Annotated in this window: 24 protein-coding genes; 7 read left to right on the top strand and 17 right to left on the bottom strand. The window is 41.8% G+C overall.

The window, feature by feature from the left end; genetic code table 11:
* Positions 1-34: 34 nt before the first annotated feature.
* Complete coding sequence (locus AB4405_RS19210; protein WP_372062425.1) at positions 35-1327, bottom strand: alpha/beta fold hydrolase; 1293 nt, start codon at positions 1325-1327, stop codon at positions 35-37.
* Between the two features lie 572 nt (positions 1328-1899).
* On the bottom strand, positions 1900-3138 hold the full coding sequence (locus tag AB4405_RS19205) for a C45 family autoproteolytic acyltransferase/hydolase (RefSeq protein WP_372062424.1): 1239 nt from the start codon (positions 3136-3138) through the stop codon (positions 1900-1902).
* Between the two features lie 112 nt (positions 3139-3250).
* Here AB4405_RS19205 and AB4405_RS19200 point away from each other — a divergent pair, with 112 nt between their 5' ends.
* The gene (locus AB4405_RS19200) at positions 3251-4138 is read left to right on the top strand and encodes a LysR family transcriptional regulator (protein WP_372062515.1); all 888 of its coding nucleotides are present in this window, start codon (positions 3251-3253) and stop codon (positions 4136-4138) included.
* Positions 4139-4442: 304 nt separating this feature from the next.
* Here the strand turns inward: AB4405_RS19200 and AB4405_RS19195 are convergent, their stop codons facing one another.
* The gene (locus tag AB4405_RS19195) at positions 4443-4886 is read right to left on the bottom strand and encodes a PACE efflux transporter (protein WP_372062423.1); all 444 of its coding nucleotides are present in this window, start codon (positions 4884-4886) and stop codon (positions 4443-4445) included.
* Positions 4887-5400: 514 nt separating this feature from the next.
* Here AB4405_RS19195 and AB4405_RS19190 point away from each other — a divergent pair.
* Together AB4405_RS19190 and AB4405_RS19185 are read left to right on the top strand one after the other, a co-directional pair.
* Entirely contained in the window at positions 5401-6132 is a 732-nt protein-coding gene (locus tag AB4405_RS19190; protein ID WP_372062422.1) for a hypothetical protein, read from the top strand.
* Between the two features lie 248 nt (positions 6133-6380).
* Positions 6381-7253 carry a LysR family transcriptional regulator gene (locus AB4405_RS19185; protein ID WP_372062421.1) on the top strand — a complete coding sequence of 291 codons (873 nt, stop codon included), beginning with the start codon at positions 6381-6383 and terminating at the stop codon, positions 7251-7253.
* A 174-nt stretch (positions 7254-7427) separates the two neighbouring features.
* On the opposite strand, the gene AB4405_RS19180 is transcribed toward AB4405_RS19185, so the two are convergent.
* The 5 genes from AB4405_RS19180 to AB4405_RS19160 form a co-directional block, all read right to left on the bottom strand.
* Entirely contained in the window at positions 7428-8309 is an 882-nt protein-coding gene (locus AB4405_RS19180) for a LysR family transcriptional regulator (RefSeq protein WP_372062420.1), read from the bottom strand.
* A gap of 810 nt (positions 8310-9119) precedes the next feature.
* Positions 9120-10364, bottom strand: a complete 1245-nt coding sequence (locus AB4405_RS19175) for an NADH:flavin oxidoreductase/NADH oxidase family protein (RefSeq protein WP_372062419.1) — start codon at positions 10362-10364, stop codon at positions 9120-9122.
* Positions 10365-10467: 103 nt separating this feature from the next.
* Positions 10468-11085 (bottom strand): glutathione S-transferase family protein, encoded by a 618-nt coding sequence (locus tag AB4405_RS19170; RefSeq protein WP_372062418.1) that lies wholly within the window; start codon positions 11083-11085, stop codon positions 10468-10470.
* A gap of 153 nt (positions 11086-11238) precedes the next feature.
* Positions 11239-12270, bottom strand: coding sequence for an NADP-dependent oxidoreductase (locus AB4405_RS19165; protein WP_372062417.1), 1032 nt, complete (start codon positions 12268-12270; stop codon positions 11239-11241).
* Positions 12271-12415: 145 nt separating this feature from the next.
* Positions 12416-12997: a TetR/AcrR family transcriptional regulator gene (locus tag AB4405_RS19160; RefSeq protein ID WP_372062416.1), complete on the bottom strand. Its 582-nt coding sequence runs from the start codon at positions 12995-12997 to the stop codon at positions 12416-12418.
* Positions 12998-13413: 416 nt separating this feature from the next.
* Here AB4405_RS19160 and AB4405_RS19155 point away from each other — a divergent pair, with 416 nt between their 5' ends.
* Positions 13414-13626, top strand: a complete 213-nt coding sequence (locus AB4405_RS19155) for a cold-shock protein (protein WP_102468934.1) — start codon at positions 13414-13416, stop codon at positions 13624-13626.
* A 145-nt stretch (positions 13627-13771) separates the two neighbouring features.
* Here AB4405_RS19155 and AB4405_RS19150 read toward each other — a convergent pair whose 3' ends face one another.
* From AB4405_RS19150 to AB4405_RS19140, 3 genes are all read right to left on the bottom strand, one after another.
* Positions 13772-14029 (bottom strand): YdcH family protein, encoded by a 258-nt coding sequence (locus AB4405_RS19150; RefSeq protein WP_372062514.1) that lies wholly within the window; start codon positions 14027-14029, stop codon positions 13772-13774.
* Between the two features lie 167 nt (positions 14030-14196).
* A complete protein-coding gene (locus AB4405_RS19145; RefSeq protein WP_102468933.1) occupies positions 14197-14961 on the bottom strand; it encodes a regulatory protein RecX in 765 nt (254 codons plus the stop codon).
* A gap of 176 nt (positions 14962-15137) precedes the next feature.
* The gene (locus tag AB4405_RS19140; RefSeq protein ID WP_372062415.1) at positions 15138-15647 is read right to left on the bottom strand and encodes a nuclear transport factor 2 family protein; all 510 of its coding nucleotides are present in this window, start codon (positions 15645-15647) and stop codon (positions 15138-15140) included.
* Between AB4405_RS19140 and AB4405_RS19135 the strand changes: the two genes are divergently transcribed.
* Complete coding sequence (locus tag AB4405_RS19135) at positions 15646-15843, top strand: hypothetical protein (protein WP_372062414.1); 198 nt, start codon at positions 15646-15648, stop codon at positions 15841-15843. The genes AB4405_RS19140 and AB4405_RS19135 overlap by 2 nt on opposite strands.
* A gap of 168 nt (positions 15844-16011) precedes the next feature.
* Here AB4405_RS19135 and AB4405_RS19130 read toward each other — a convergent pair whose 3' ends face one another.
* Complete coding sequence (locus AB4405_RS19130; RefSeq protein ID WP_372062413.1) at positions 16012-16164, bottom strand: hypothetical protein; 153 nt, start codon at positions 16162-16164, stop codon at positions 16012-16014.
* Between the two features lie 749 nt (positions 16165-16913).
* Here AB4405_RS19130 and AB4405_RS19125 point away from each other — a divergent pair.
* On the top strand, positions 16914-18881 hold the full coding sequence (locus AB4405_RS19125) for a TonB-dependent receptor plug domain-containing protein (protein ID WP_372062412.1): 1968 nt from the start codon (positions 16914-16916) through the stop codon (positions 18879-18881).
* A gap of 76 nt (positions 18882-18957) precedes the next feature.
* On the opposite strand, the gene AB4405_RS19120 is transcribed toward AB4405_RS19125, so the two are convergent.
* Positions 18958-19440 (bottom strand): MarR family winged helix-turn-helix transcriptional regulator, encoded by a 483-nt coding sequence (locus tag AB4405_RS19120; protein WP_372062411.1) that lies wholly within the window; start codon positions 19438-19440, stop codon positions 18958-18960.
* A gap of 117 nt (positions 19441-19557) precedes the next feature.
* On the opposite strand from AB4405_RS19120, the gene AB4405_RS19115 reads away from it, so the two are divergent.
* Positions 19558-20433: a DMT family transporter gene (locus tag AB4405_RS19115; RefSeq protein ID WP_372062410.1), complete on the top strand. Its 876-nt coding sequence runs from the start codon at positions 19558-19560 to the stop codon at positions 20431-20433.
* 141 nt (positions 20434-20574) lie between these two features.
* On the opposite strand, the gene AB4405_RS19110 is transcribed toward AB4405_RS19115, so the two are convergent.
* The 4 genes from AB4405_RS19110 to AB4405_RS19095 all read right to left on the bottom strand — a co-directional run bounded on the left by AB4405_RS19110 (position 20575) and on the right by AB4405_RS19095 (position 26732).
* Entirely contained in the window at positions 20575-22353 is a 1779-nt protein-coding gene (locus AB4405_RS19110; protein ID WP_372062409.1) for a polysaccharide lyase family 7 protein, read from the bottom strand.
* A gap of 130 nt (positions 22354-22483) precedes the next feature.
* Complete coding sequence (locus tag AB4405_RS19105) at positions 22484-23302, bottom strand: hypothetical protein (RefSeq protein WP_372062408.1); 819 nt, start codon at positions 23300-23302, stop codon at positions 22484-22486.
* 74 nt (positions 23303-23376) lie between these two features.
* Positions 23377-25095: a hypothetical protein gene (locus AB4405_RS19100; RefSeq protein WP_372062407.1), complete on the bottom strand. Its 1719-nt coding sequence runs from the start codon at positions 25093-25095 to the stop codon at positions 23377-23379.
* A 68-nt stretch (positions 25096-25163) separates the two neighbouring features.
* Positions 25164-26732, bottom strand: coding sequence for a polysaccharide lyase 6 family protein (locus AB4405_RS19095; protein ID WP_372062406.1), 1569 nt, complete (start codon positions 26730-26732; stop codon positions 25164-25166).
* Positions 26733-26891 lie beyond the last annotated feature (159 nt).

Raw genomic sequence — 26891 nt, 5'->3', positions numbered from 1 at the left:
CAGCGTTTTTACTTACTCGATACACCCAAATGAGTTACTTAGGTAGGTGATCTAACTCATTAGCCATCGCGATTAAACGGTTAAGGATGTTCTCACCGTCAACGCCAATCCCGTTATGTTCATACTCATTGGTAATCCATGCTTTAGATAAACCCAGTCCCGCTAACGTTTCACGGGTATAATCTAGCTCAACAAACATATCATCAGCGTAGGCTGCGCAAGCCACTGGCACGGTGTTCTGACTGAGCACGCTCGCATCATACACGTTGCCCCAATCCTCTTTTCTTGCCAACAAATTGGCCGCTTCACGTAGTGGTTTTAATGTCTCAAGTTGGTCGAACATCCATGGATACACCATTTCGCCAGTAAACCAAAAAGGCTGCCCAGATTGATAGTTGTATTGAGGGTAGTCTTCTCTAACGCGATGCGCTGACCAATTAGATGCAAAGCCCTGACAGTAAATAGATTCGTGTAAAATCGCATAGATCGGGTTGGTCAAGTAACCTTGTTCTTGTTGCATATGATTCAAGAAACTGTAGCTAAGCTGCTTACTGCCATTCACCTCAATAAAGGCACTCTCTAGCGTATAATACAACGGAAGGTTTGCACCGCCGCGCCCTAGATTTATCCCAATAAGTTGAAACTGTTCAACGGTAAATTGCTGACCGTTTGGCAGTGTTACCTCGTTTTCTAACAAGTACTGCGCAATCTCTACACACATGGCTTGCGCCTGAGGGAATTGCGCAAAGAACGCATTATTCTTATCAGTTACGCGCTGATAGGTCGCTTGATAGACATCATCAGCATGACGAGTAATCGAAGGAATTCCGCCTGTAACGTAACAACGCAATAAGCTTTCAGGAAACAAAGACAGATAGGTTAGCGTACAAAAACCACCAAAGCTTTGTCCCAATGTTGCCCACTGTTTAATGCCAAATTGTTTTCGAATTTCTTCGGCATCGCGTACGATATTATCGGCTCTAAAGTGGCATAAATAGTCGGCTTGCTCACTCGGCGTTAGGTGCGCTAACGACTCTTGATTGACCGCAGAACTATTGCCGGTTCCGCGCTGATCAAGCAAGAGCACGCGATAGTCTTGCAGAGCGCGCTTTAACCAACCCGACTCACCGCTCGCTCGAGGCGATGGAAAACCTGGCCCGCCTTGAAAATAAACCAACCATGGAAGGTCTTGATTATCTTTGGAGACATCCACTAATTCACGGGCGAATACACGAATGTGCTCACCGTCAGTATGCTGGTAGTTAAGAGGTAAGGTAAAATTATGCTGACGATACAGCGTGGTTCCATCAATAAAGCTCGTTTGCACGCGACTTCCTTTTAATAAAATATCTAACTGAGATAAGGACCAAGATAAAATGGTTATATTGGTAAACACCCTTACATATCATTCGAAATACTATCATTAATCACGCACCAAAATGTATCGCAATAGAGCCAGACAACATTGTAACCAACAGTATTCACGTTTTAGTGAGTAAATAAGACCATTAATGGTGATACGTTGCTGAAAAAATGTAAACCTCGATGAGTAGTTGACGATTGTTGACTTCCGTTATTTACCTCTTACGCACATCAGGGCAGCTACTATTACTACTACACAAAAATGACAAAGTTTAAAACTGGATGTTGATAGTGGATACGGCAAAATTGCCTCTTAATGGTATTCTCACTCTGATACCACTTCGTAAAAAAGGTATTTTATGCCAAGAGAGTGCTCTAGAGCCCTAAGGTCGATGTTACCTGTTTTCATCTTACTTTTGGTCAGTATCTAATTCTCAGTTCATTTGGGTTAAATAGCATTGGGTAATTGGTATGACTTGGAGTGTTACAAATTTGAATTCCAAATGAGGCCGCATGATTCAGCGGCCTCATTCTAACTTACTTGTCGAAACACACTTTGGTATATTCTTGCATGGTCGGAACCCAAGTTGTACCGTAACTACAACCCTCGTTCAAATCATGGATGATTGAGTTGGTGCTCACGAATCCATTGCCTTCATATGGCATTTGTAATATCGGACGTTTTGCGAACAGATCTTTCAAAGCTGCTTTATCTTTAGTCGGCGTGTATCTCGCTGCGGATTCAGCTGCCTCTTGGCGCCATAGCGTATATTTAACTGTTTCATTAAATGTAGTGTAGTCACCGTTAGCGTATTTGTTGACCAGCTCTTCTTCTTGCCCTACTGGGTGGTTAGCTTGTACAACCCAGCCACGCTCAGAACCATCAATAACAATGTTGTCGCCCTGTGTTGTTTCGATCAGAAGTGCATTACCTGAAGTGTCAGTCATCGTAAATGAGTATGCGGCGTTAACTTCCACTTTATCCAACGCTTTAACCACATCATCGGTAGATTTTGCTTTTGAGATAACGGCCATTGAGATAGCGCCTGCTGGCACGCCATGTTCAATGGCACCATCAAGAAACGCATCAACTGTGTTGGTATTATTTGCAACGTTACGGCCCATTACAATTGGAGTGAAGAACGGCTCTGGAGCATGTACGATCAAATTTTTGGATTTCCAGATAGCGCCTAAACCCGCAAATTCGATTGGCATGTCCTGATTTTGACCAGAAATACCATTGTTAAATGCTAGCGCGGTACAGCCTCGGGTCTTGCTAGTTGCTTCCCCTAGGTACTCAAACAGCTCTACAGCCAATCCATTGATGGAGTCTGCAAAGAGACCATCAGATGACCATGCCGCCAGGTAGACTTCATCAAGTGAATACCCAGTCGCTTCTGCCATACCGCTGTAAAAATCAAAAATTTCAGGGTAGTCAGCCATTTGCTCTTTAGTCTTTAGAACCGATAGCTTTTGCTCTTCAGTCAATACTGCATCAACAGCTGCTAATTTTTCTTTGATGGTTTCTTTAAAAACATGTTTACCAAACTCAGAACGATAGCCTTCAACTATTTGTTGGCCACCTTTTTTTGTTAGGCCTTCAAATTCGATTACTGGCGTCGTCTCTTGAACTGATTCTTTGTCGTTAGGAGCGTAATAACTTCCTGTTAATTGAACCGTTACCCCATTCACTCCTGTTTGTGATAATTCAGTAGAAGCTGCGTTAACAAAGAGTGGCATGGTAGCAAGAGCTAATGCAATTATTGACTTTTTCATATTTCATTCCTGGTGGTGTAATTCGTTGGTATCAATATATCGCCAATAATGAGACAATAAAAACACATTGCGTTCCAAAAATGGAACAAATAAAAAGAAAGGTAATTGACGTATCGAATCACTTAAACTTGAAAATAAGCTAGTTGAAGCTTTTGTGGTTATAGCTGAAACAGGTAGTTTGCAGAGAGCGGCTGTGAAACTTAAAAAATCCAAATCAACGATGAGTCGCTGGCTAGCCGAATTTGAAGATATTCTAGGTTACTCGGTGTTTCACCGTGAAAGCAGTGGACTAAAATTGGTACTTAATGAGTCAGGTAAAAGTATTTTATCCAGAGCAAAGTTAACGCTTGAAACATCGACTAAATTTGAAAAGTTTGCTTTATCACTCAAATCTAACGCCACCCCTAATCAATTGACTCTATGCTTTAACCAACTAGTGACTAATGATTGCATCATTGGATTGGTGTCATCAATGAAGGAGCGGTTTCCTCACATCGAATTGCTGATCGAGCGCTCCTCAACAAACGATGTTGAGCAGCATTTCAATAATCATCAAGTAGATTTTTTTCTGGGCTTCTCATCAGACAAACTATATTCGGGTATTGGAGGAGCCATTGTTGGCGAAGAGCGTATGATGTTTGTCACTGAGCCTAATCATCCCCTGTTAGCAAAAAAAAACATAGAAAGTAGTACGTTGATATTAGAAACAATCATAATGCCAACATTTATTCACAGTGAATCATTTCAACCTTTTGACCGTATCTTTAGTTCAGATTTCATGATGGGACTGGATCTTTCAGCTGCTCAATTGGGCATCGCTTACGTAACCGAGTCTATTGCAAAACCTCATTTAAGATCTAAACGTGTTTCTAGTCTATCTATTAACTGGGAAGAGTTGACAGAGTATTTTCCACTCATGCTGTTTTATAAGCTAGATTATCCCTATCCTGAAATTAAAGATGCTTTGGTCATGGAACTAAAAGATTGGTTTGGCAATTGAAGTTAACCATTTATCAGCGGGTTGGAAGATTTGACTAACCAATAGGCATCTATCAAGTCAGTGGCTATTCACTATGCTAAAATATCGGAGCACCAACGAGTCAACTACAAGCTAGCTGACTCGAAGTAGGGCACTATGGTGCTCCAAAGGGATAAAAGCTATCTCTCCAAGTAATTATTTGTTTCCTAATCACTCGAATCGCATACAAACAGAAGATCAAACAGATAGGTGAACGTAATATTAAAAGTTAATCATTGATGCGTTTTTAACGAATGCATGCTAATGAACATATTTTATCTATTCACTAACATTCCAACGTAGAATTTTCAAAAGGAAAAACATGATCGTAAACCATATTATAAAAATATGAGTAGAATAGAGCAAAAATAACAAAAGCAATATCAGTATATAATGCTTCCAATAACGACATATCTAAGGTCCAAGATAGAATAGGGATGGTAAGTATAATTAATCCTATTTCAAATAATATAGAATGGACGATACGCTGACCCCCAGCCTTCTTTGCACTTCCAAATTTACACACCATCCAATGGTCAAAAAGATAGTTGAAGATAGCGTTCCAAAGCATAGCTATCAATGACAATACTATAATTGTTCCACCGATAGCATGTGGTTTTGCTTCAATAAAAAACATACCAATAGGCAATGCTGATATTAGCATTCCCATTTCAAAAAATATGGTATGTCTTACTCGATCCATTGCCGAACGTCCAGCTTTTGACTTCATAGGTTACTCCACTATATTTGGTGATAGAAGCCTAATTGGCTTAAAAATTAAGTAATAGAGACTACATCAAGAAAGCACTATGAAGAAATATCTTCCCTATGGTTTTACCATAGAATTAGTAGTCACTTAGAGTCATTCCACCTACCTTATAAAATTAATATCAACAATAACCCTTCCATATTTGGCTTGGTAACGTTACTAGTGCCCTGCTATCTGCAGCAACTCTCCGAATGAAACAAGGAAATCGACTACAGATAGATGGCTGATTTTCAAATCCGTCTTAACTGCAGAACACGAACTGTGGTCACCACCGAAATAGAACACTCTACTACTCAAAGATAATCAGAGTCATTCCTATCAATGCGTAACAAACCTGACATGAAAGTAAAACTTTCATTAGCTAATTTCATCTTAAATAAACATGAGAGTATATTACGTAGAAACGGAAGCAAGTTAACAATCATAGTGCCATAACAGGGATACGTTCAGACATGTTTAAACGTAGGTAAATCTCATGAATTTAAGAAACAATACAATCACTGCAGCGACACTTTTCATACTTAGTTCTTCTGTATTGGCAAATCAACCAGAAACTGAAGAAATTAATTATGGCGACCCACTTGCTAGCTTTAAATCCGCGGGTGTATCCGTTAGCAACGAAAAATCAATACAGTTTAACGGCATGTATGGTGTTAATGGCCACATCGGTATTTTGGATCTCACCCGCACGGAAGGAGATAAAGCGAGCGGAGAAGGCGTAGGGCTTGGTTATCGAGCTCGTTACCTAAATGTGGATGACGGTCTTGGCTTGAGTATTGATATTATAGGCAATCATAATAATTTATCCGATTCAACGATTGGTGTAGTGAGTGCAGTTTACGAATTTCAAGTGGGCAACTTCATGTTCTTCCCAATGGTTGGCGTGGGTCAAATGGAAATCAAAGGTAAAAAGGCCGGCGCAGACAAGTATTCAACTAGTATAGTTCAACCAGGCCTGCACGCAATGTATGCATTTGATGAGGGACATTGGTTATACGCTAACCCAAAAATAACTCATGCTCTAAAAGCACCTACAGGTGCAGACAATTCATTTGACCACAATACTCTTGAATTAGAAATCGGTGGTGGCTATATGCTGAATGATTGGTCTTCAGCAGAATTCAAAGTAGAAAACTCATTCAAAAATAGCAACCCAAATAGTAAAAATGAAACAACGGGCTGGGTTAAATACGCAGTTTATTTCTAAACCAAATCAAGGCATATAATAACCGAACACGGAAGAAATAGAAAATATCAACCCCCTCTAACTATAAATATTATTATTGCATAAAGGCGCTCAATTATGCGGCGCCTTTTTTACTATTATTCAACCTGAATATTATATCTTTGGAAGACCATTACAAGGATTAATTATGTGTTTATTATTGACGAATTAATCGGTAATACTAAATAGCACCCTTATAAATCTTCACAATAAGTTACAATTAAATTCATATGATTAGACCTGAGCTTTTAAAAAGTTTTATTGCCGCCGCTGATTCTGGTTCTTTTAGTGCTGCTGCAAAACTTGTTGGCAAGCACCTCTCTACAGTGAGTGGCAATATTTCTCGTTTAGAGGAAGAGTTAAATCTAGAACTCTTCGATAGAGATGGAAAGTACCCTCAAATCACTGAAGCTGGCACCAACCTTTATGACAGCGCTAAGGTGATTGTGGACAGCTCTGAGCGGTTTTTTAGCAACGCATTGCAACTCTCTCGAGGAGAGTCTGTACATATAACAGTTGCTATCGATGAAAACATCGACTCAACGCCATTTGTACAGCAGCTACCAGAGTTAAAAAAGAAGTGGCCTCATATTGGCTTAACTTTAATATATGCATCACCAATAGAAATTTTTGAGAAGGTAAAAAAGCAAGAAGTAGACGTTGCACTCATCCCCGCACTAGAGGGTTATAATAGCTTTTACGACTTCAAAGCAATAGGCCAGCTAGAAGTAAAAGTTGTCGCAAATCAAAATCATCCTCTAGCAAAAACGAGTCGGATTAATAATAATCAGTTGATGACCTACACACAAATTATTCCAGAACTTGCTCGTGTAGAACCAGATATACTTAAGTTAAGCAGAATGTCCCATTATGTCTGGTATGCTCAGGGGTATCACTCAATGTTAGCAATGCTTACAGCAAATTTAGGCTGGGCTTTGTTAATTACAGGAAGCAACAAACTTCCAGAGGGCCTAACTACCTTAGATACGGAGTTTAAAATGACCAAAATATTGATTCAATATGACGCTATATGGCCCAATAGTCGACAGCCTAGAGAAATAGAGTTATTTTTAATTAACATTATGGGCAGACTATTTGATTAGGTTCGAATCAAGCCACCTTGCCGTTATAGCAGCACTTTAATGAGACAGCTAATTCGCACGTAGCTTGGTTCTCATCAATAAATAACGACGCGTAAATACCATTCGTATGTTCATGGCAACCTAATATCACTTACCTATTTTTTCCTAAGGCATCTTTAACCTTATTTACTTATGCTACCACTCGTTTTTTGAAAGAGCATTAACAATAAACTGTTCTACTTTACCTTGATAAAGATTATTATTGGTCCATAAATCTATGTAAACAAACAATGTCGTGCAACAGAACTCCGGTGTGAATGAAACAAGAGAGCCAGATTCAATTTTTCTAACTACCAGTTCTTTAGGGGCTATCGCCCACCCAATCCCGTGCTCAACCATATTAACAACATCCTCATGTTGGCTAGCAACCCAATTATCCGATGACAATATCGCTTGTTGCGATAGCACTGGGTTATCTAGCATTGCATGACAGAAGATTTGACGTGAGCTCAATAAAGAGTCATTACTGACAGATTCCATATCCGCTAATAATGAGTCGGGAGCACAAATAAAACAAAATTCTAAGTTTGGTAGATTTATAAAATCAAACGTCTCAGGAACAGACTCCGCATTACAGGTAATTGCTATTTGGATTAATCCATCGCTCAGTTTTTGCTTGAGATCATTCCTTGATAATCTAACAATTGAAAGGCGAATGTATGGAAACTGATTGGATACTCGCTCAATTACATTCTCTAACCTAGAGAATGGTATCAACTCATCTAAACCTATAACTATTTCATCTTCAACTGCCATTAAATGACTTTGAACGGCATCTTCAATGCGACTTACTTGCCGAAATAGTACTTTAGATTGACTATGCAGTCTTTCTCCTGCGGGGGTGAGCGTAGGTTTTTTTGTAGTTCGATCAAATAGCTTAACACCAAGATAGTCCTCTAGATTACCGATAGATAGACCGACAGCCGTATGACTTCTGCCCAATGCGCGAGCCGCAGCCGAAAACGACCCATGTTTAACAGCAGCAATAAAGACATTCAACTGTTCAAAATTAATCATAGTTATTCATACCAGTTCACTGTAAGCCGAATGAAAGTAAAAAAATTTCACTGATTAATTTTATCTTAAATAATCTTAGCCGTATATTACTTAGCAAAGGAAACAACTTAAGTTAGTGATTTATTTAGTTTCACCTCCTCTTGGGAGACTTTTTGTAATTTATATGCGGTTTTTTAAGTGTAACTCTTGTCACTAGCACTACCAAGATGACGTTAGCTTAGTACAATTCATGCAAAATACTGCCGACACTTATAAAAGTGCTGGAAAAAGTGAGCGTCGGTGAGAGACAACTTATAGTCCTAGTTGAGTTAAATTCGCAAGGCTCATTCGGTTGAGTAAGTCCAACTTATGCACGAACAACAAACGTTACGCTTAGATGCTCTCCCTAAGATATTCGAGTAACGAAGGATTAACTGAACAAGTTCTCAGCAACAGCCTAATTCTAGCAGTTAAACTTTAACTGCACTGGAACTCTTAGATTAGTAGCAAACCTTAAATACCTAGGTGAACAAGAGTAAGATAGTAACCTTAATGACACTGGAGTAACGATCAAATATCCAATGCCAATAAAGATACTGGCGGCATAAATATCGCGCATTCAAAATTAACCATTTAATCTTGAGTTAACAAATTACTGTCGATATGCCATTGTGCTAAAAATTGATAGTTCCGACTATGCACGCACTCTTAAAAGAGTGAGTCTCTTACAAGCTTGAATGGAAACACAATCAGGTTTTGAATGTCGTGTTGTTAGTGTCAAATCCGTAAATCATACCGTTAACGATCAATTTTAAAGCTCTAATGTAGCACTTACACTCTACGTTTTTTAAACGCATGCCAGCCAGCACTAAGTATCGTTTTAACCACCACACCCAGTGCGCTTAGGTTAGGATTGACTTCTTTGCCTGCCGCAATACGCCACATTTGGTGTTCATACCATACCAACCCAACCATCGCCATTTTATCCAGCGCTGGTTTGCCTGTTGTTGGCACCGTGAGCGGCATGCCATAGTTTGGGTTTTCAATGAGTTTATTTGGGAAGTCTGGATCAACCGCCATGGTTCGTGCAATGCCAATAAAGTCAGTGGCCGAGGTATTCAATGCTTCATTCATCGCCTGACCGGTTCTAAAACCACCCGTGACCACCAGTGGTGTGCTTACCAACTCTCTAGCCTTTACCATATAATCCATAAAGTAAGCCTCACGTTTTAGTGTGCTTTCTTTGACTGGTTCACTTTTGTTTTTGTCCCCCATCATCGATGGGCTTTCGTAAGTACCACCCGATATTTCGATTAAATCGATGCCGTTTGCACTGAGGGCTTGTACAACTTTCATCGACTCCTCTTCCGTGAAACCGCCTTTCATAAAATCGGCACTATTGAGTTTAATCCCAATAGGGAAATCATCGCCCACCTCTTTACGGATTGCACGGTAGACTTCCAGGACAAATCGAAGTCGGTTTTCTAGCGAACCTCCCCATTGATCGTCTCGCTGATTATGTCTCGATGATAAAAACTGACTCACAAGATAACCATGCGCACCATGAATCTGCACCCCGCTAAAGCCCGCTTGTTTCGCGAGCTTGGCACTGGTGACAAATTGACGAATAATATTATGGATTTCATTCTCATTCAGTGCTCGCGGAGTATTAAAGCCTTTTTCTAAACCACGCTCTAACGAGATCGCAGAAGGGGCAACCGGCTCGTCGCATAAAAATTTAGGAATTTGTTTACCTGGGTGATTAAGCTGCATCCATATCTGTGAACCATTTTGCTTTCCAGCGTTAGCCCACTCACGAAATATCGCTAAATCGCTTTGCTCATCTAAAACAACATTTTTGGGCTCACCAAGTGCCGCTCTATCGACCATCACGTTCCCCGTCATGGCCAACCCAATTCCGCCTTTAGCCCATCGCTGGTATAAGGTGACTAAACCGGGCATTGGGTTATGTTGCTTATCACCAAGCTGTTCACTCATCGCCGATTTGAACAGGCGATTCTTAATAACTTGACCATTAGCGAGTGAAAAAGGTTCATTGAGATTAATAGAATTCATGCGGGCTCTTACTGTTGTATTACTTAAAATGAACCTGAGAACAGTGATGTCGACAGGTAAGCGGGCTATGCCAACGCAAAGGCGGCATAGCGGTCGTCAAACGTTATGAATAACGAACCTCAACCTGATTAGCTTTGTTAAACGCGTCGTGCGTAGCAAGTTGCTTTGCATACTTTTCAAGGTTAGAAAAGTTCGCTATCGCACCGTTATTGACTAAGTTTTCCACAATGAATGACATCATAATATCGGCACCCGACAATTGCTCGTCAACGAGGTATGTTTTACCCGCTAAGCTTTGGTCAAAGTAACTCAGTACCTTGGCAGTTTCCGCGTCAGCATAATCGGCTAGGAAGTTAGTTTTACAGCCATCTTTAGTGACAAAAAGTTTTAGCAATAACGGCAGTATTGCCGAGCTTTCTGCAAAATGTAGCCACTGAGAATACTCCGTGTATTCACGAGTACCGCGCGCTGGTGCTAGCGATCCTTTTCCATACTTGTCGATAAGATATTCAGTAATCGCCCCAGACTCGGTAACAATTAGCCCATCATCTTCTAGTACTGGTGATTTACCAAGTGGGTGAATACTCTTTAACTCTGGCGGTGCAAGAAATGTCACGCTGTCTCTTTGATAAGGCTTAATTTGATAGTCGACACCCAGTTCTTCAAGCAACCAAATGATGCGCTTTGAGCGCGACTTGTTTAAGTGGTGAAGCGTGATCATAATATTTCCCTTTACTTGATGTCGTGCCTCGACTTTGACAGCGCAAAGCCGAGGCGTTTTTTAGCGATAGACGTATAGACCTACAGATTAATAGATTGATAAACCTGTAAATCGATTAGCCATTAAACTATCGAACTCTTTCGCCTAATCAGCTTATTTAGGTTGGTTAACCTGAATGACTAATTTACCGAAGTTTTTACCTTCTAGCAGACCCATAAACGCTTCTGGTGCTTGTTCAAGGCCATCAACAAGATGCTCACGATATTGCATTTTGCCTTCCGCCAACCAAGCCGTCATATCTTGGGCAAATTCATTGTAGCGATCTGCGTAGTCATCAAAGATAATAAAGCCCTGCATCTTAATGCGCTTAACTAATAGAGTACCCATCAGCGCTGACATACGGTCAGGGCCATCCGGCAGCGACGTGGCATTGTATTGAGAAACCAGCCCACAAAGTGGCACTCGTGCCGCGGTATTTAATAGTGGTAAAACCGCGTCGAACACTTTACCGCCAACATTTTCGAAATAGACATCGATGCCTTTATCACATACAGCGGCAAGCTGCTCTGCAAAGTCATCCGCTTTATGGTCAATACACTCATCAAAGCCCAACACTTCTTTCGCATAACGGCATTTTTCTTCACCACCCGCTACGCCAATCACACGGCAACCCTTTAACTTACCAATTTGTCCAACCGTTGCGCCCACAGGGCCGGTAGCCGCAGCCACCACCAACGTTTCACCTGCTTTAGGCGCACCAATATCAAGCAAACCCATGTAAGCGGTAAATCCAGGCATGCCCATGATACCTAATGCAAATGACGGATGAGTCGGCTGTTGGCCTAACTTGATTAAACCTTCACCGTTTGATACGCCATAATCCTGCCAACCGGTATAAGCGAGTACCCACTCACCCACAGGGAAATCAGGGTTATTGGATTGCTCAACCTGACACACTGTCGCCCCAACCATTACGTCATCAATCTCAACCGGATCAGCGTAGGATTTTGCTGCGCTCATGCGGCCACGCATATACGGGTCAAGGGACAAATAGATACTACGAAGTAGCATTTCGTTATCACCGATGCTTGGGATATCCGCATGCTCAATTCTAAAATCGTTTTGGGTCGGTGCGCCAACTGGGCGAGAAGCCAATACAACACGGCGGTTAGTCATTTGAGTCATTATGTTATTCCTTTATCTCAGGTTAAACCGATCTGAGTTACAAAATTAGACCAGTCGTCTAGTGTTCATTTCTAAAAATCCCGCCTTATTACTGCCCCTCCATCATGTGGAGAACACAGCCCGTTAGGCGGGGAATGTATGGGGGTTAAACCAAAAGTTGTTTGGTTGTAACAAACGCTTGCTCTAACCCTAGTTGATCTTGAGTAAGTTTGCTCATTAAGCTTGCGCCAAGCCAAAGTTGATAGATAACCTGTGCGGTATTTTTGCTATCCGCCACGTTAACCGAGCCATCCTCAGTACCTTCTTGTAAGCACTTGGCAATCGCAGCCACGACACGGTTAGCGCCAGACAATAACGCCTCTCGCATAGGTGTTGAGAGATCGGACACCTCTGCGCTGAGTTTTACCACTAAGCACTTGTGGGCATTACAGCTGCCACCTTCTACACTTAGCCAGCGGCCAAAGTAATCTAAAACGCGATCAAGCCCACTGCCTTGCCCCAGTTCTAGAATGCTGTTGATACGTTCTAAATACTGTTGGAAGTAATCTTCAATTAACGCCTCGCCAAATTGCTCCTTCGATTTGAAGTAGTGATAAAACGAACCTTTCGGCACATCAGCGGTTTTGAGTAGTTCAGACAAGCCAACACTGGTAAAGCCTTTCGTTACCACTAATTGGTAACCGACATCCAAAATATGTTGGCGTGTATCATTGGTTTTTGTATTCATTGCAGTACCATACTCAAAAATAGACCAGTCGTCTAGTCCTGTTCTAACATTGACATGTGCGGGCAGCAAAAGAGCAATAGTGTTGAAACTCGTTCATGAAGCCCAACGACACTACGCCTCAACAAAATGTTCATCAATTCTCAACGTACTGTTTAACCAATATATTTAAGAAAATTGAAAATAATGCTGTACAAAAAACAAACAATCTATACTATAGCGCTCAGTTGTTCAGAGAGTTATTAAATGCAGCATCAAGTACAAGTAAAACTTCCACTACTAAAACCACGTTTTTGTAGTTAGGCGTTTCCCTTTTATTTTAGCGTAACATGATATAATTCAAGCAGTTAACAAGCTGAAAATAATAACAGTTTGTTAGTATTGAACTTTTCTTAAATCAAATGAATAAGGGGCATCACATGTCTAACACAACAACTGGTACAGTAAAATGGTTCAACGAAACTAAAGGTTTCGGTTTCCTAACTCAAGATAACGGTGGCGATGATGTATTCGTACATTTCCGTGCTATCGCATCTGAAGGTTTCAAGACTCTTAACGAAGGTCAAAAAGTGTCTTTCGAAGTAGAGCAAGGCCAAAAAGGTCTTCAAGCTAACAACGTTGTTGCTATCTAATTAGCCGTTACTACGTAAGCTTTTACGAATAAACGAAAGGTCGCCATTGGCGGCCTTTTTTGTGTCTGTTAACGACATACTGCCAACCTCAACAGCCAAAATAAGTGCCGATCGTCTTCACCAGAACGACACTTTAACGTGACACTCAGTGACTGGCTTGTTCATGGTGTTCGGTCAACTGCTTATAAAGGATATCTTTGAGCTCCATACGCTTAAGCTTGAGCGCGTGCATACTGTCGTCATCGATCGGACTGCCTGAGATCTCTAACTGGCGAATATCATAATCAAGTTGATGGTATTGCTGAAGATTGGCTTTGAAGGTTGGATCGTCGTGATTGAGTTGCACTATATCTAATTTAAGATCAGGAAAATCTAAAATAAAGGCATGGTTTTCGTTGAGCATCGGCATTCCCTCTTCCATCGAATTATCTTCAGTATAGAAGTAATTCGACGAGAGAAATGTGGCTTGAAACGCAAAGTAAGTCGATGACGAACAAATGTAATACGTGTTAGCCGAGATAGAAATGGGCGCGATACTCTGTACGAATATAAATTCGTCCCGCTATCAGATTATTTTTCACTAGCCTCACTAAGTGCGTACTGGATTTCTTCCGAAGAGAACCCTTTACGGCTCAACATACCGTATGCCTTACTGCGTTCATTTCTATTACTGACATCGTACGATTTCTTTTCTAACTGTTCTAAACACTGTTGGAAAAAATCAATCTGCTCAGATTCCATTAATCGATTAAGTACTGCGTCTAAGTCTGAAATATCAATTTTCCGTTGGCGCAACTCCTGACGAATAACAATCAAGCCTTTGCCTTTTCGAGCCAACTTCAATACTTCCTTTTCGAGATCGGCCTTTTCCGCTTTAATCTCTAGCTTCGATTGTAACTGTCCTACACTCACGTGTTGATTCACCGCTTCTCGCACTTGCGCATAACTGAATCCGCGATTTTGCAGCGTCGAGTATAGCTTTTCCTTACTCATCGTAAACGATTGATAGTAATGATTAACTCGGTCGATCAAAATGGTTTGCTCATCAATATTCTTGTCATTTTTGACCTTATCGATGCATTCCAATATCAGTGCTTCTGAGATCCCTTTTTGCTTTAGCTTTTTAAGGATATAACTCGAACCGTACTCTCCCATAAATGCGCGCTCACTAAATTGCTCAGCGAACACTTGATCAGACTTTAGGTAACCAAAGTCCTTGAGTTTATTGATTGTGTCAGTAATCCATTCTTCGTTATCTGTCTTTACTCTAAGCTTACTCAGCACTTCACTTTCAGTCATATCCTGGCGGCCTAAATGCCAAAGTGCTGAATTCATAACACTTTCAATACGCGTCGCTTTTTTTATCGGATTTCGGTCAGTATTCAAATCATCGTTCCTGATTAATGAAGTGGTTAAATCAAGCGCGCACGGTTTATCGAACGCTCAAGTCACCTACTACGTTAACGCAAGACTGATTATATTCAACATCTATTGCAGTAAGATCTTTACTACTAATGTTCAGAAGGAAAAGATTGATGAGTATGAATGTTCTGCCACACGCCATTTTTCTTTTTTAAGACGAGGGTTATCGCATAAGGTCCAGACTCTAAAGGTTGCCCATTTGCGTCATACTGGGTGTAGCTCATATCGGCAACATATAATGCAACCGAATCCGACAGCAGCGTCACTTGCTCTTTGTCAGTATCAATAGTTTGCACTGATACTTTTTCAAACGCCGCCTCATACAACTCTAGAGCTTGAGCTTTCGACCATAACGGAAACCCAGCCATAACATAAGTATGATCGTCAGGTGCAGTCTCAAACATCCCCCCGACATTGGCAGAGCGAGCGTCATCCCACATTTGATGAACACTGGCTAAGACTTCTTTTTTTGTCTCCTCAGATAATGAGGCGTTCTCAAGTTTCAATTCTGATTGAGTGTTTTCTGCCAATACCGTAGAGGGAACGATAAGCGCCCAGATGATCAACAGTAGCGGACTCGCAGTTCGACGTAGTTTCATGTGTTCTCTTCCTATAAGCCTCTCTTATCAAGGGCTACAAAATGGCCAATCAACGTTGATCGTGACTATTTCCAAGCGTGTTTTTGATACTGGTGGTGCGTTGGACCGATTCCAATTTGTGCTCCACCATTTTGGTATCAATGGACTCGACATCAATGCTACCAGTGTCCAGTCATCTATCTTTCGTCAACAATAACCTTTGATATTAAGTCCACGACATTGGGGACATACCTATTATCAACATCTCAATGACCAACGAGTAATCGCATTAAGCACCCTTAGGGTGTCTATAGTGGAAAATAAAAGAATACAAACAGAAAAAGGCAGCCATAAGGCTGCCTTTAAAGAATAGACGAGTAGGTAATTATGTTTTTTTAAGGTCTCTTGCTGGGTAAGTCAGCGTCGCGCCATCCACTTTAACGTGGACGTAGTGACCGCCTGCGCTTGTGCCAACAACGACCATTTGACCCAAATCCACACCTTTCGTTGCTACTACTAGATCATCAATTGCGAACATGTAAACACCTTAGAAATTAAAGAATGACTATCATTGATGCGCGCATTAAAACAGACCTAAGAGGTGACGACTAATCTGATTTTTTGTCGTGATGATTAAGCCTGCTTATACACAAACCTCTCTTTTTTCATCCTTACTTTGGCTATCAACGCCCTAGTCGTCGCATCATCAATTCTTTATTAACTAAAAAATAAGAAAACACATGACAACCTCAATAAAAGTGTGTGTTTTAATTTCAATCCTCATAAAACCAAAACTTAGTAGATTGATTTAAAAAATTTAAAATAACCGGCATGACTTTTCACTCTGACTTAAAGAACCATTAAGTCAGATTGGTTTATCCCATTCGTAACGATTTTTAGTGCTTGAATTGGGAATAAGCGAAATGATAGAAGCGACAGTTCGACAACTTTTTGGTCACCGCATCGCGGCTTCAGTCACCGATAACTTAGAGCTAATCGTTATCAGTTATAACTTTTTCTTTATAAAAATGAACATCCACCGCCCAAGGGTCAATGTAAAACATTGTAATTATTAATCTTTTATATCTTTCTTACCATAAGCACTCTCCCCCTAGCTTAATTTCATAATAAAAAGCGGCTAGCTAGTGCCCGGTCATTTGCATTCTCATCTCACACAATGATATAAACACAAATGATAATTAATATTATTATTATTTACGTGCGGGTGAAATCCCCCCTCACTCAATTTAAACAAAACAAATAACAAGAAATTACGGAATAATGCAAATGGAATTCAAAATATCATTGCTTGCAACCGCTATTGCAGGCTCGCTTTCTTCGCCCTTAGCTCTGGCTGAAAACTCGGAACCCGTTTTAGATAAAGAGAATCAAGAACCCGAAGTGATCGTTGTGGTTGGTAAACTAACAAACTTCTCGGTAACAGACGCAGAGCTTGAACAATACCAAGCGCAAGATATGGAAGATATTTTCAGAACCGATCCATCCGTTTCTGTAGGTGGCTCTATCGGTGTCGCACAAAAAGTATATGTGAGAGGCCTAGAAGACACTTACTTAAATGTGACTGTGGATGGTGCACCGCAAACCAGTACCCTATTTCATCATATTGGCCGTCTATCGGTCGATCCTTATTTACTTAAAACCGTTGAAGTCCAAGCCGGTGCCGGTGAAGCAACCAGTGGCTTTGGTGCATTAGGTGGCGCTATTCGTTTTAAAACGAAAAGTGCACATGACCTACTCGCGCCAGGAGAGAGCTTTGGTGGCTCAGTGAGTGCAAATTATTTCAGCAATAATGGGTACAAAGCGAGCGCAAGTTTATACGGCGAAATCAATGATAACTGGGGTTTACTCGGTTCATTTGTGACGAGCAATAATGACAACATGTACGATGGTAATGGTGATGAAATTTATGGTAGTTCGTCAGACAGAGCTCTGGGTTTTTTAAAACTTGACGGTAACATTACCGACAATCAGACATTATCTCTCAGCTATGAAAACCGCAATGAACACGGTGAATTTGGTCGACGACCAAACTGGCCAGCGCTTGCCGGTGATCCACTTTATCCCTTAGAGACACAGCGACATACTTTTACCGCCAACCATACTTTTGGACTGAATGAACTCGTTAATCTAGAAACCGCTTTGTATTACACGCAAGCAGATGTGACCCAAGATGCGGTCTACGGAAAGTATAATGGCGAAGTCAATACTATTGGCTTCGACGTACGTAACATTAGTGGTATTAAACAACATACCGTCACTTACGGTGTTGAATATCGTCGCGATGAAGCAACCGCTCAATCCTTAGAGTCAAATGCCGGTCCAGCAGTAAAAGAAAAGGGAAATGTATTTGGTCTGTACGCTCAAGATCATTGGCAGGCAACACAAGACCTCATGCTCAGCTTTGGTACAAGATATGACAATTATCACATGGAGCAGCAATCATCCGACACGAGCATTAACAATGACGGCCTTAGTTCAAATGTCGGCTTTAATTACCAAGTTACTAATTCATTACAGCTGAATGCCGGGTACGCTCAAGCCTTACGAGGTAAACAAGTTGGTGACACATTTACACTCGATGTCTATACAATAAATCCCGACTTAAAAAGTGAAACTGCCCAAAATACAGAGGTGGGCTTGGAATACATGCAATCCAATTGGTTAGCATCTGCGACTGTGTTCCAAAGTACAATTGACGATGTCATTGGCGTTGAGAATCGACAATATGAAAATCTAGGTCAACTCAAAACCAAAGGTTATGAATTGAAAGCAAAGTATTGGTATGAGGGCTTAACAGCCATTGCGAGCTTTAGTAGTGTTGACGCTAAATTAAATGGCCAAACACTTAATGGATATGATCACATTGGTATTGGTAACTCCCGCGGAGATACGTTTGGACTCAACCTAACCTACAATGTAAATCCAGATCTTGAGTTTGGCTGGAACTATACTTACGTTGCCGACCTAAGTAATGTTGATGTAATAAATGCCTATGTCCCTGAGGGTTCCTCCATCGACAAACCTGGGTATCAAGTTCACGATATTTTTGTCCAATGGTATCCATTAAGTAGCGAAGAACTCCATGTGAACCTTACTGTGACCAACTTATTCAATGAGTACTACCGTGACCATTCCAGTATAGGTGATTTTACTGCATTCCCTGGATTTGAAAGCGTAGCCGGTGTTTATGCGCCAGGCAGAGACATACGGTTAGGTGTTAACTATAACTTTTAGCTAAGTAGGTTGATGGGATAAAACTCACCGACTTGAAAGGCCACTCACCAAAGAGGTGCTCATTGAGCACCTCTTTTTATTCAAACTGACCCAACCAATGCTTGAGCAATTGATTCATATTTTTTTTCTGTGGTTTAGACAATGACTGAACAAGCTCTCGTTGAACGTCGACATGTTCTTCTATCATTTTGTCGATCAGTACCAACCCACCACTGGTGAGCTTAACTCTGACACTACGACGATCTTCTTCACTGTGAGTTCTTGAAATATAGCCTTTTGACTCCAGCTTATCTAAACGATTGGTCATTGCGCCAGATGTCAGCATCATAGAGTCAATCAATTCGGAAGGCGTTAACTGGTAAGGCGTACCGCTGCGCCGTAATGTCGCCAATACATCAAACTCACCCATCTTAAGATCATATTTTTTATGAACTTCCGCTACCTGGTTTTCCATATACTTTGCAAGGCGCATCATACGCCCCATCATCGCCATCGGCTCAGTTTCTAGATCTGGCTTTTCCTTCGCCCATTGCGCAACTACGCGATCAACTGCATCCATTTTGTGTCAATCTCCATCATGACAGTTTTCATTAAAACTATTTTAACATAAAGATACTTTACAGGCAGTGGCTTCATCCGTACATTAGGGAATAATATCTTAACGTAAAGATAAAAAATGAATATATTACTCGCAATGATACCGGCTTTCTTTTGGGGGACCACCTACGCGGTCACTAAGTTCTCCTTACCTGATTGGCCGCCGATTTTACTCGGCGCGCTTAGAGCACTGCCTGCTGGACTCCTGCTGATCGCGTGTAAACCAACATTACCCCAAAAGGGTGACTGGCCAATATTGTTCAGTCTTGGCTTGATTAACATCGCGGTCTTCTTTGGGCTTATCTTTGTCATGGCACAAACGCTGCCATCAGCGATCTCTGGTGTTGGAATGGTCTCGGTGCCGGTATTTGCCATGCTTTACCATTGGTTAATTGGTAAACGTAAACCTAGTTGGATTCAAGCTATCAGCGGGCTACTGTTAGTAATCATCGCCTATTTCTTATTCTCTCCGGGCTCGATGGTCTTGAACCCGGTTGGTCTTAGTGCAATGTTGGCCGCCATCATGTGTATTGTGGTCGGTAGCAGTGTAACGAAATCTCTTGGCAACAGAATGCACTGGTGGACGGTACTCACATGGCAGCTGATTTTAGGCGGCACTATGCTGGCGATCGCAGCAGGCATTCATGCCACTATGACTCCGTCGCTGTACCTTAATGTTTACCAAAACCTTGATAGCAGAAATATTATGGGCTTATTGTGGGTTATTGGTCTCAATACTGCACTTGGTTATGGTATGTACGTTTGGTTGTTACAACGTATGACCGTTGTCGATTTTACTTTTGGCGGCATCGCAAACCCTATTGCCGGTATTGTTTGTGGGATGGTGTTACTGGGTGAATCGTTTACCACACCGCAATATGTCCTTATGGCGGGCATGATTGTCACATCACTATTACCACAAGTGATTCTCGCAATTAGGCAGAAAAAACAATAGACATGACGAACTCATAATTTCTGCACTTTCATCGCAGCGTATACTCAATTACAACAATAAAAAACGCCAGCTGAGCTGGCGTTTTTTATACTGCATTGGTTTTTTCGAAAAACCACCACTGAAAAAAGAATCAATACCGGTTTAATAATGACGGATAGTAACCTCATCAAAGCTCACCGAGAAAAATTTATTATTGTACTTTTCTTCCGGTTTAAATTGAGGATAAATCCCAGCCTTGAAATAATAAGCGACGTCATCGTTCGTCCATTGTTCACTCATCACAATATCGCCGTTATTGGTATCAGAATAAACCTCTCCCCACTTCAAGAAACGAGTCACTTTGTTGTTTGAATCCGCACCATTTAAATCTGAATTCTGCGTCTCAAGTCGTATCCCTTGCTCGTTTACTTCAATCACATACTGCCAATCGATATACGCAGGATAGGTGCCCATATCAACACTGAACGACCAGTTATCACAATGGTTAATAGGGTTATCACTATCGCAAGAAACATTGCCCTTAAAAAAGTCTTGATTGAGGATAACGCGCACTGGCTTATTGCTTCCCTCCCACAGCACTTTGACAAGGGCTTGCTTGATTTCCCAACCATGAACTTGACCAACAATAACTTTAGGCAGACTGATGTTATCTGGGTAGTCGTCAATCCTAACCGTCGACGTAAGACGATGGGTGGCTGTGCCCGTTGCCGAATCATTAATGAACCAACTCGTATTACTGCTACTCGTACTGCAACTGCCGACCTTTTGCGCGTTAAAGAGCTCTCTTAACTCTGAGCGTATATAGTTAGAATTCGTCGTCGTGGTACCGTAGCCCATATTCGCTCGAAAATGCATACGTCCGTCGCCAACATCAAAAAAGGACACATCCGCATCTGAATACCATAGCTCCGAGTCGTTACTCAATACCCCTTTATTAGACTGGCAATGTGCCGGTTCAAGCTCAGCAGCACTCGTACCGCCACTGCCATACCAATCATTCTTACTCGCTGGAATCGTTATCTTCCACTGGTCAATATCCCAATTATTCTCCGCTGAATAGTCACTGACCGCTGCCGTTAAAAGAGGGTACTGGACCACAGCTTCTCCATGTTCAAATTGGTTGTAAACACCCGCTTTAAAGTAACTGAGCAATGGAGCCCAGTATGATATGTCACGAGTCGCGATGACCTGTGAATCCACCTCAATCACCAACTCACTCTCTCGGATCAAGAGCCGCATATCCGTCTCACCACTCAGGTTAGCTTTTCCTAAGTTGATGCGTTCATAGGCGTTATTACAATCACTGAGATGCTCATCTGCACTTCCTGCGCTGCAGTCTAGCGCATTGATTTTTAAGACGGCCCAATAATGCCCCTCAAAGCCATCGCGCTCAGCTTCATAGACCACCCGCAATAATGGATGAGGAATAGCCCCCGTTCCTTGTTCGTCTAGGCCTATATTGTGAATTTGTAGATACGTGACTTCGTCATTATCGGAATTGCTATTCGAAAGAGACGCCTCAACGTCAATAGGTTGCAGACGTGCGTGAAGCTCTCGCTGCTTACCTTGTTCTGATGTATCAAAATTGTCTATCAGCCGTAATTCTGAGCGTAATTTGTAACCCGACATCTTAAAAGTCAGATGTTCAGTGCTCGCATCGGAATAAAAATGGTCACTGTAGTAGTCGACAAATTCGCCGTTTCGCACCACCGTGGTGTGATTGCCCTCCATACCCTCGGGGTCAGAAACTTGAAGGTTAGATTGAGCAAGGATCGCTTGATAACGGGGTTGTGTATACGGGGCAACCGGGTCGGTGCCTGTATTCGGTGATGATGGCGAGCTTCCATCTTCGCCGCCACACCCGGAAAGCATCAGTGCGCTAGAAATTAAAGAGCACATAATAAGAGTATTTGATTTCATAGATAACATCTTAAACAATACAAAGTTAAAAAAGCCCCGCTCATCCACACATTAACCATGTGATACCGAACGGGGCTCCAGCTAAGCCAAACTTCAATGACGTTGTCTCATTGACTATTGGTTCTCGATACTAAAAGCGATATTTATAACCAAACTCTATCGCGTTATCACGCTTACCCGCCCAGTCGTAAGGTTGGCTATCACTGGTTTCATGGCTAGGTTTGGAAAGTTTCTGCTTGAGCTTAAACTTACCATAAAAAGCATGCGCTCGTGCTTTTGGTAAACGATATTCTGCACTGAATTCATTTTCCATGGCCAACCGCTCGTTATTGTCGTAAATGTGCTGCTCAACACCACTATTATTTTCAAATGATGAAATTTTCTGTAAAACAATGGCATCCCAAACAAACGTCCAGTCATTCCATTTGTACGTCAACCACAGGTCATATCGCATTTCTTTATTGAAATCATCACGGTCACTACCTGGTTTAAAGTTGCCGTTGCTATCGTAGCTATCTAAACGAATACGGTCTATATTTTGCGAATAACGGGCACGCACTTTTGCATCAAAGTTACGAGTAAAACGATACCCATAAAATGCCCCAACTCGAACATTTTTAGCGGTGTCTTTTAATTGATAATCTAATACTGGTCCCGCTTGGTGTTCATTTTTATCCCCCCAACGGAATCGATAATCCGTTTTAAAGGTTAATTCGTACTGCTCTGGTGCAAAACCAGATTCATATTTATCTTCGCTACGGTCATATTGCCAAACTTGCTCGAAGCCAAACTTAAATCCATTATCCATACGATGACCGAATTCAAACTTAGGGCGGTCGGTACGGCCTTCTAATAGTTTATGTTCCCACTTTACTGTCATTGTACTGCTACCGAAGGCGGCACCACTGAACATTGCGAATACGCTCGCGGCTAATATTGTTTTTTTCATTCTGAAATCTCTTTATTTAGGCACTAGAAATACCCAGCATGCGCGTTACACGCATGCTTGAAATAATTCATTTATTATTGGAAGGTGTTGGTATTTTCTACATCATTTTGCATAGCTTCATTGCGAGCAAAGACTGCAGCAACTCTTGGGTTGTCACTGCTACTGCCAACAGAGTCGGTCACATTAACCGAATACCCAGTAAATACATTGTTTTCAATAGTCACTAAGCAGCTATTATTATAAGTATTATCTTGAATAGCACCACTGCTTGAATTACCAAACTTAATAGCAGCCACCTCACTATTGCCAGCATCATTAATGGCGAAGTTATTGCCTTGAATAACACTACCCATTCTGGCTTCTAATTTATGACATGGCGTATAAACCGCATTGTTCTGAATATTGGATTGCAGATTGACAAATGTACTATTCAGTAATTCGAAGTAACCACTGGAATAAATAAGACTTGCCTTATTCTCAAGCATGTCATTAGTAATATCTTGCGCGTCGATATGTAAGTTCGTTAATAAAACAGGTTTATTTTCTTCCCCTACTTGCATGATGGTGATTGAACCTGAACGTCCTTGACTACTTTCGCCGCTCGCACATGATGTTATGGCATTATTTTTAAAGCTAAGATTCTTCACCTCGGCTCCTGCCGCGCTAATATTAATGCATGCACTACCTGTGATCGTCGCAAGATTTTCACCATCCAAAATCACTTCTTTGCTTAATTCGATGATGCCCTCTGAGTAATCTTTATCCGCACCGAGTGAAATGACCTGCCCAACACTCGCCGCCTGAATCGACTCATTCAATACATCTACATCGCTGTCTGGGTCCGTCGGTGGCGGTGTACTGCCTTCTCCAAAGTCATTCCCTTCAATTTTGTTTCCACCAGTCGTGTCACCATCTACAATGGCCGCGAAAGTATCGGCGTCGGTAGAAACATCATTTGCAAAACCAGTAAACAAGTTACCCGTGACGACTGCGCCACATGCTTTTCCATCAAACTGTCCAGCAACGATGCCGTTAAGCGCAGCAGAGTCGCCAGTCAACTCAACCGTGTTATTGGTAAATACTGGGCTTGAGTTTCGCGCGCTGCCACCATTAATCTTGTTGCTGCCACAGTTTAAATACAAGATTCCTGTTGTCGTGTTATCAACCTGCTTGTTTAAAAACTCGCTATCTTGAATATCAACCAGACCACGGGAATATACCCAGGCGGTAGGACTAGAAGTAGACTCAGTAAAGTTCATGCCATTAAACGTCAGTTTTTCTAAAACAACCGGCGTATCGCCATCGCCAACTTTACCCACATTGATAACGGAGCGAGAGGTATCCTCGGAACCACAGGTATCTAACGTGACATTGTCAAAGCTTAGGTTGCTCAACCTAATACCTGTTGTGCCTTTTAAGATAGAATCTGCCGTTGATGGGACATCAATACATGTCGCACCAGTGATGACCGCCTGATCGACACCGTCATCACTCAAGTTACCATCCGCATCAACCGACGTTAGCGTGATCGGTTTTGTCAGAATCAACGTACCTATTGACGCAAAATCACCGCCGGCTTTTAGGCCAATCACCGCGCCGTGTTCTGCACTTTGAATTGCAGCAGCAAGTTCAGACACAGATTCAACAATAGTATCTACATCTTCAATAGGTGGCGGCGTTGTTGGCTCCTCAGGTACTTCCCCACCCGGAGGCTCGTCATAAAAATTACAGCCTGTTAAAGTTCCAGCAGTCATCGCCACTGCAATCAGCGTAGATAAAGTTTTGAGTTTCATATTGTTTTCGCTCTTTCGATTTGAGGGAGGCTCATTACTGAGCCTCTACATTCTGATAGTGGTAGGTCTTATTTTTTGATTCGGTAGGTCGCGCCAGTTTCATTCATTGTTAACACGGTGAGGTCCCTTGCGCCGCCGTCAAAATTTGATGCTTCTAGCAAGCCATTTTCGGCCGAGACAAATTTAGGGTCGCGGTACAATACGCCTTCCCATGGCAGCTCTGTTCCAGCGACGGAACCATAGTAGATATCGTTTTCGTAGACAGGATTAACGAGCGCGGCTACCGAGTCATTTCCCTTCAATGCCAGACTGTTCGACACACCTGCATAAGAAATATTATTCCTAAACGTGATGTCTGTACCGGCATATACTGACGTCACCTGAGAGTTGTCATATAGGCTGACACGGTGCTTTTTGTCGGAGTATAAAAAATTCTGACGAGAATCGATGACTGAATTGTTTTCAATTAAGACCTTGTAAGGCGTCGCTTGCTTGCTGAGTTCTTTACCTTTGACATCCTGGTCAAGTGTTTCACCCGCTAGCACATCGGTAATACCAGTATTGATGGCAATACCACCGCGTACGTTACCGGTACCCATCACGCGCTCAATATAGTTGTTACGAATCACGTGGCCTTCATCGTACAAACGAATACCACCACTAAAGCGCTTGCTGTTGCCCAAGATGACGTTATTTTCAACTGTGTTATTGACACCATGACGAAGTGAAATCATTGAGGCGTTATCAATAAATGTGTTGCCACGGATGGCATTCCCAGCCGATTTTAGCGAAACCAGTTCTGTCTCACCGTCACTTTGCAAGAAGAGGTTACCCTCTATGGTCGTTTTCGATGGATAGATAGAGCTTTTTGAGTCACCTACGCGTATGGCTTCCCAGCTGTTAGAGTTATAACGTTTCGCATCAGCAATATCGAACTCGTTAAACTGGTTGTGTTTTTGGTTATAGAAAAGGTTGCCCTTAATCATATGGTGATCGGCGGTCTCATCACCGCTGGCCTTCTGAATACCAATTAATGTACCGCGTTTATGCTTACCTTCGAATGTATTGTCGATAAGCTGGTTGTTTTTGCCATACATTGCAATCCATAAGTACTTAGGGTACTCAGAGCGTCGGTCATCAGGTTCGTAGGTGTACTTATCGTTGAAATAATAGAAAGTCGAGTTAACGAGCTGATTATCATTACCACGGAAAATAATGCCGCCCATTCGCTCAGCAGGCCCACCTTCTGTGAAGACCACGCCATCAAGGGTAATGTTGTTGCCACGTAAATTAATCTGAACCAACCCAGTGAACCATGCCGTCCCAGCTTGCTCTGCCTTGATTGTCACGTTGTTCGCGGTTATATCAAATTGACCCAGATCTGAGTACTTTCCTTTTGGAATAACCAGCTCATCTCCGTCTTTTAGGTTAAGCAATTGCTCTTTTAGAGCTTGCGTATCTCCCTCACCAATCTCGCTTCCAGTGACGAAAGGTTTCGTGTTATTGGCCAGCAAAGTTTCCGTGTTAAGCCCTCGCTCAGACGCGGCCATAACAGTGTCCCCAGCGCCCTCTCCGGTAGACATGCACCCAGTAACAACTATCGTTGCGATCATCATCGCGATAAGGTTTTTGTTCATCTAAAATTTCCTCAATTTGTATGATTATATTTTTTATCATTTATTGAGGAACATCTGTGATGTAGGACTTGTTATTGATCAGGAAACATTTGGTTACAGGCTAATTGTCGGTATAAAATGACAGAGATATAAATTTAAATCATTGATAAATATGACTGT

The organism is Vibrio sp. 10N.261.51.F12 (assembly GCF_041471725.1).
GTDB lineage: Bacteria > Pseudomonadota > Gammaproteobacteria > Enterobacterales > Vibrionaceae > Vibrio.
The sequence above is the reverse complement of the archived record's forward strand: the minus strand, read 5'-3'. Positions and strand labels throughout refer to the sequence as shown.

Bases quoted from the DNA above. Each gene is read 5' to 3' on its own strand.
- AB4405_RS19205 (WP_372062424.1), bottom strand. From the start codon at position 3,138: ATGAAAAAGTCAATAATTGCATTAGCTCTTGCTACCATGCCACTCTTT.
- AB4405_RS19195 (WP_372062423.1), bottom strand. From the start codon at position 4,886: ATGAAGTCAAAAGCTGGACGTTCGGCAATGGATCGAGTAAGACATACC.
- AB4405_RS19190 (WP_372062422.1), top strand. From the start codon at position 5,401: ATGAATTTAAGAAACAATACAATCACTGCAGCGACACTTTTCATACTT.
- AB4405_RS19185 (WP_372062421.1), top strand. From the start codon at position 6,381: ATGATTAGACCTGAGCTTTTAAAAAGTTTTATTGCCGCCGCTGATTCT.
- AB4405_RS19180 (WP_372062420.1), bottom strand. From the start codon at position 8,309: ATGATTAATTTTGAACAGTTGAATGTCTTTATTGCTGCTGTTAAACAT.
- AB4405_RS19175 (WP_372062419.1), bottom strand. From the start codon at position 10,364: ATGAATTCTATTAATCTCAATGAACCTTTTTCACTCGCTAATGGTCAA.
- AB4405_RS19170 (WP_372062418.1), bottom strand. From the start codon at position 11,085: ATGATCACGCTTCACCACTTAAACAAGTCGCGCTCAAAGCGCATCATT.
- AB4405_RS19165 (WP_372062417.1), bottom strand. From the start codon at position 12,270: ATGACTCAAATGACTAACCGCCGTGTTGTATTGGCTTCTCGCCCAGTT.
- AB4405_RS19160 (WP_372062416.1), bottom strand. From the start codon at position 12,997: ATGAATACAAAAACCAATGATACACGCCAACATATTTTGGATGTCGGT.
- AB4405_RS19155 (WP_102468934.1), top strand. From the start codon at position 13,414: ATGTCTAACACAACAACTGGTACAGTAAAATGGTTCAACGAAACTAAA.
- AB4405_RS19150 (WP_372062514.1), bottom strand. From the start codon at position 14,029: ATGCTCAACGAAAACCATGCCTTTATTTTAGATTTTCCTGATCTTAAA.
- AB4405_RS19145 (WP_102468933.1), bottom strand. From the start codon at position 14,961: ATGAATTCAGCACTTTGGCATTTAGGCCGCCAGGATATGACTGAAAGT.
- AB4405_RS19135 (WP_372062414.1), top strand. From the start codon at position 15,646: ATGTGTTCTCTTCCTATAAGCCTCTCTTATCAAGGGCTACAAAATGGC.
- AB4405_RS19140 (WP_372062415.1), bottom strand. From the start codon at position 15,647: ATGAAACTACGTCGAACTGCGAGTCCGCTACTGTTGATCATCTGGGCG.
- AB4405_RS19130 (WP_372062413.1), bottom strand. From the start codon at position 16,164: ATGTTCGCAATTGATGATCTAGTAGTAGCAACGAAAGGTGTGGATTTG.
- AB4405_RS19125 (WP_372062412.1), top strand. From the start codon at position 16,914: ATGGAATTCAAAATATCATTGCTTGCAACCGCTATTGCAGGCTCGCTT.
- AB4405_RS19120 (WP_372062411.1), bottom strand. From the start codon at position 19,440: ATGGATGCAGTTGATCGCGTAGTTGCGCAATGGGCGAAGGAAAAGCCA.
- AB4405_RS19115 (WP_372062410.1), top strand. From the start codon at position 19,558: ATGAATATATTACTCGCAATGATACCGGCTTTCTTTTGGGGGACCACC.
- AB4405_RS19110 (WP_372062409.1), bottom strand. From the start codon at position 22,353: ATGAAATCAAATACTCTTATTATGTGCTCTTTAATTTCTAGCGCACTG.
- AB4405_RS19105 (WP_372062408.1), bottom strand. From the start codon at position 23,302: ATGAAAAAAACAATATTAGCCGCGAGCGTATTCGCAATGTTCAGTGGT.
- AB4405_RS19100 (WP_372062407.1), bottom strand. From the start codon at position 25,095: ATGAAACTCAAAACTTTATCTACGCTGATTGCAGTGGCGATGACTGCT.
- AB4405_RS19095 (WP_372062406.1), bottom strand. From the start codon at position 26,732: ATGAACAAAAACCTTATCGCGATGATGATCGCAACGATAGTTGTTACT.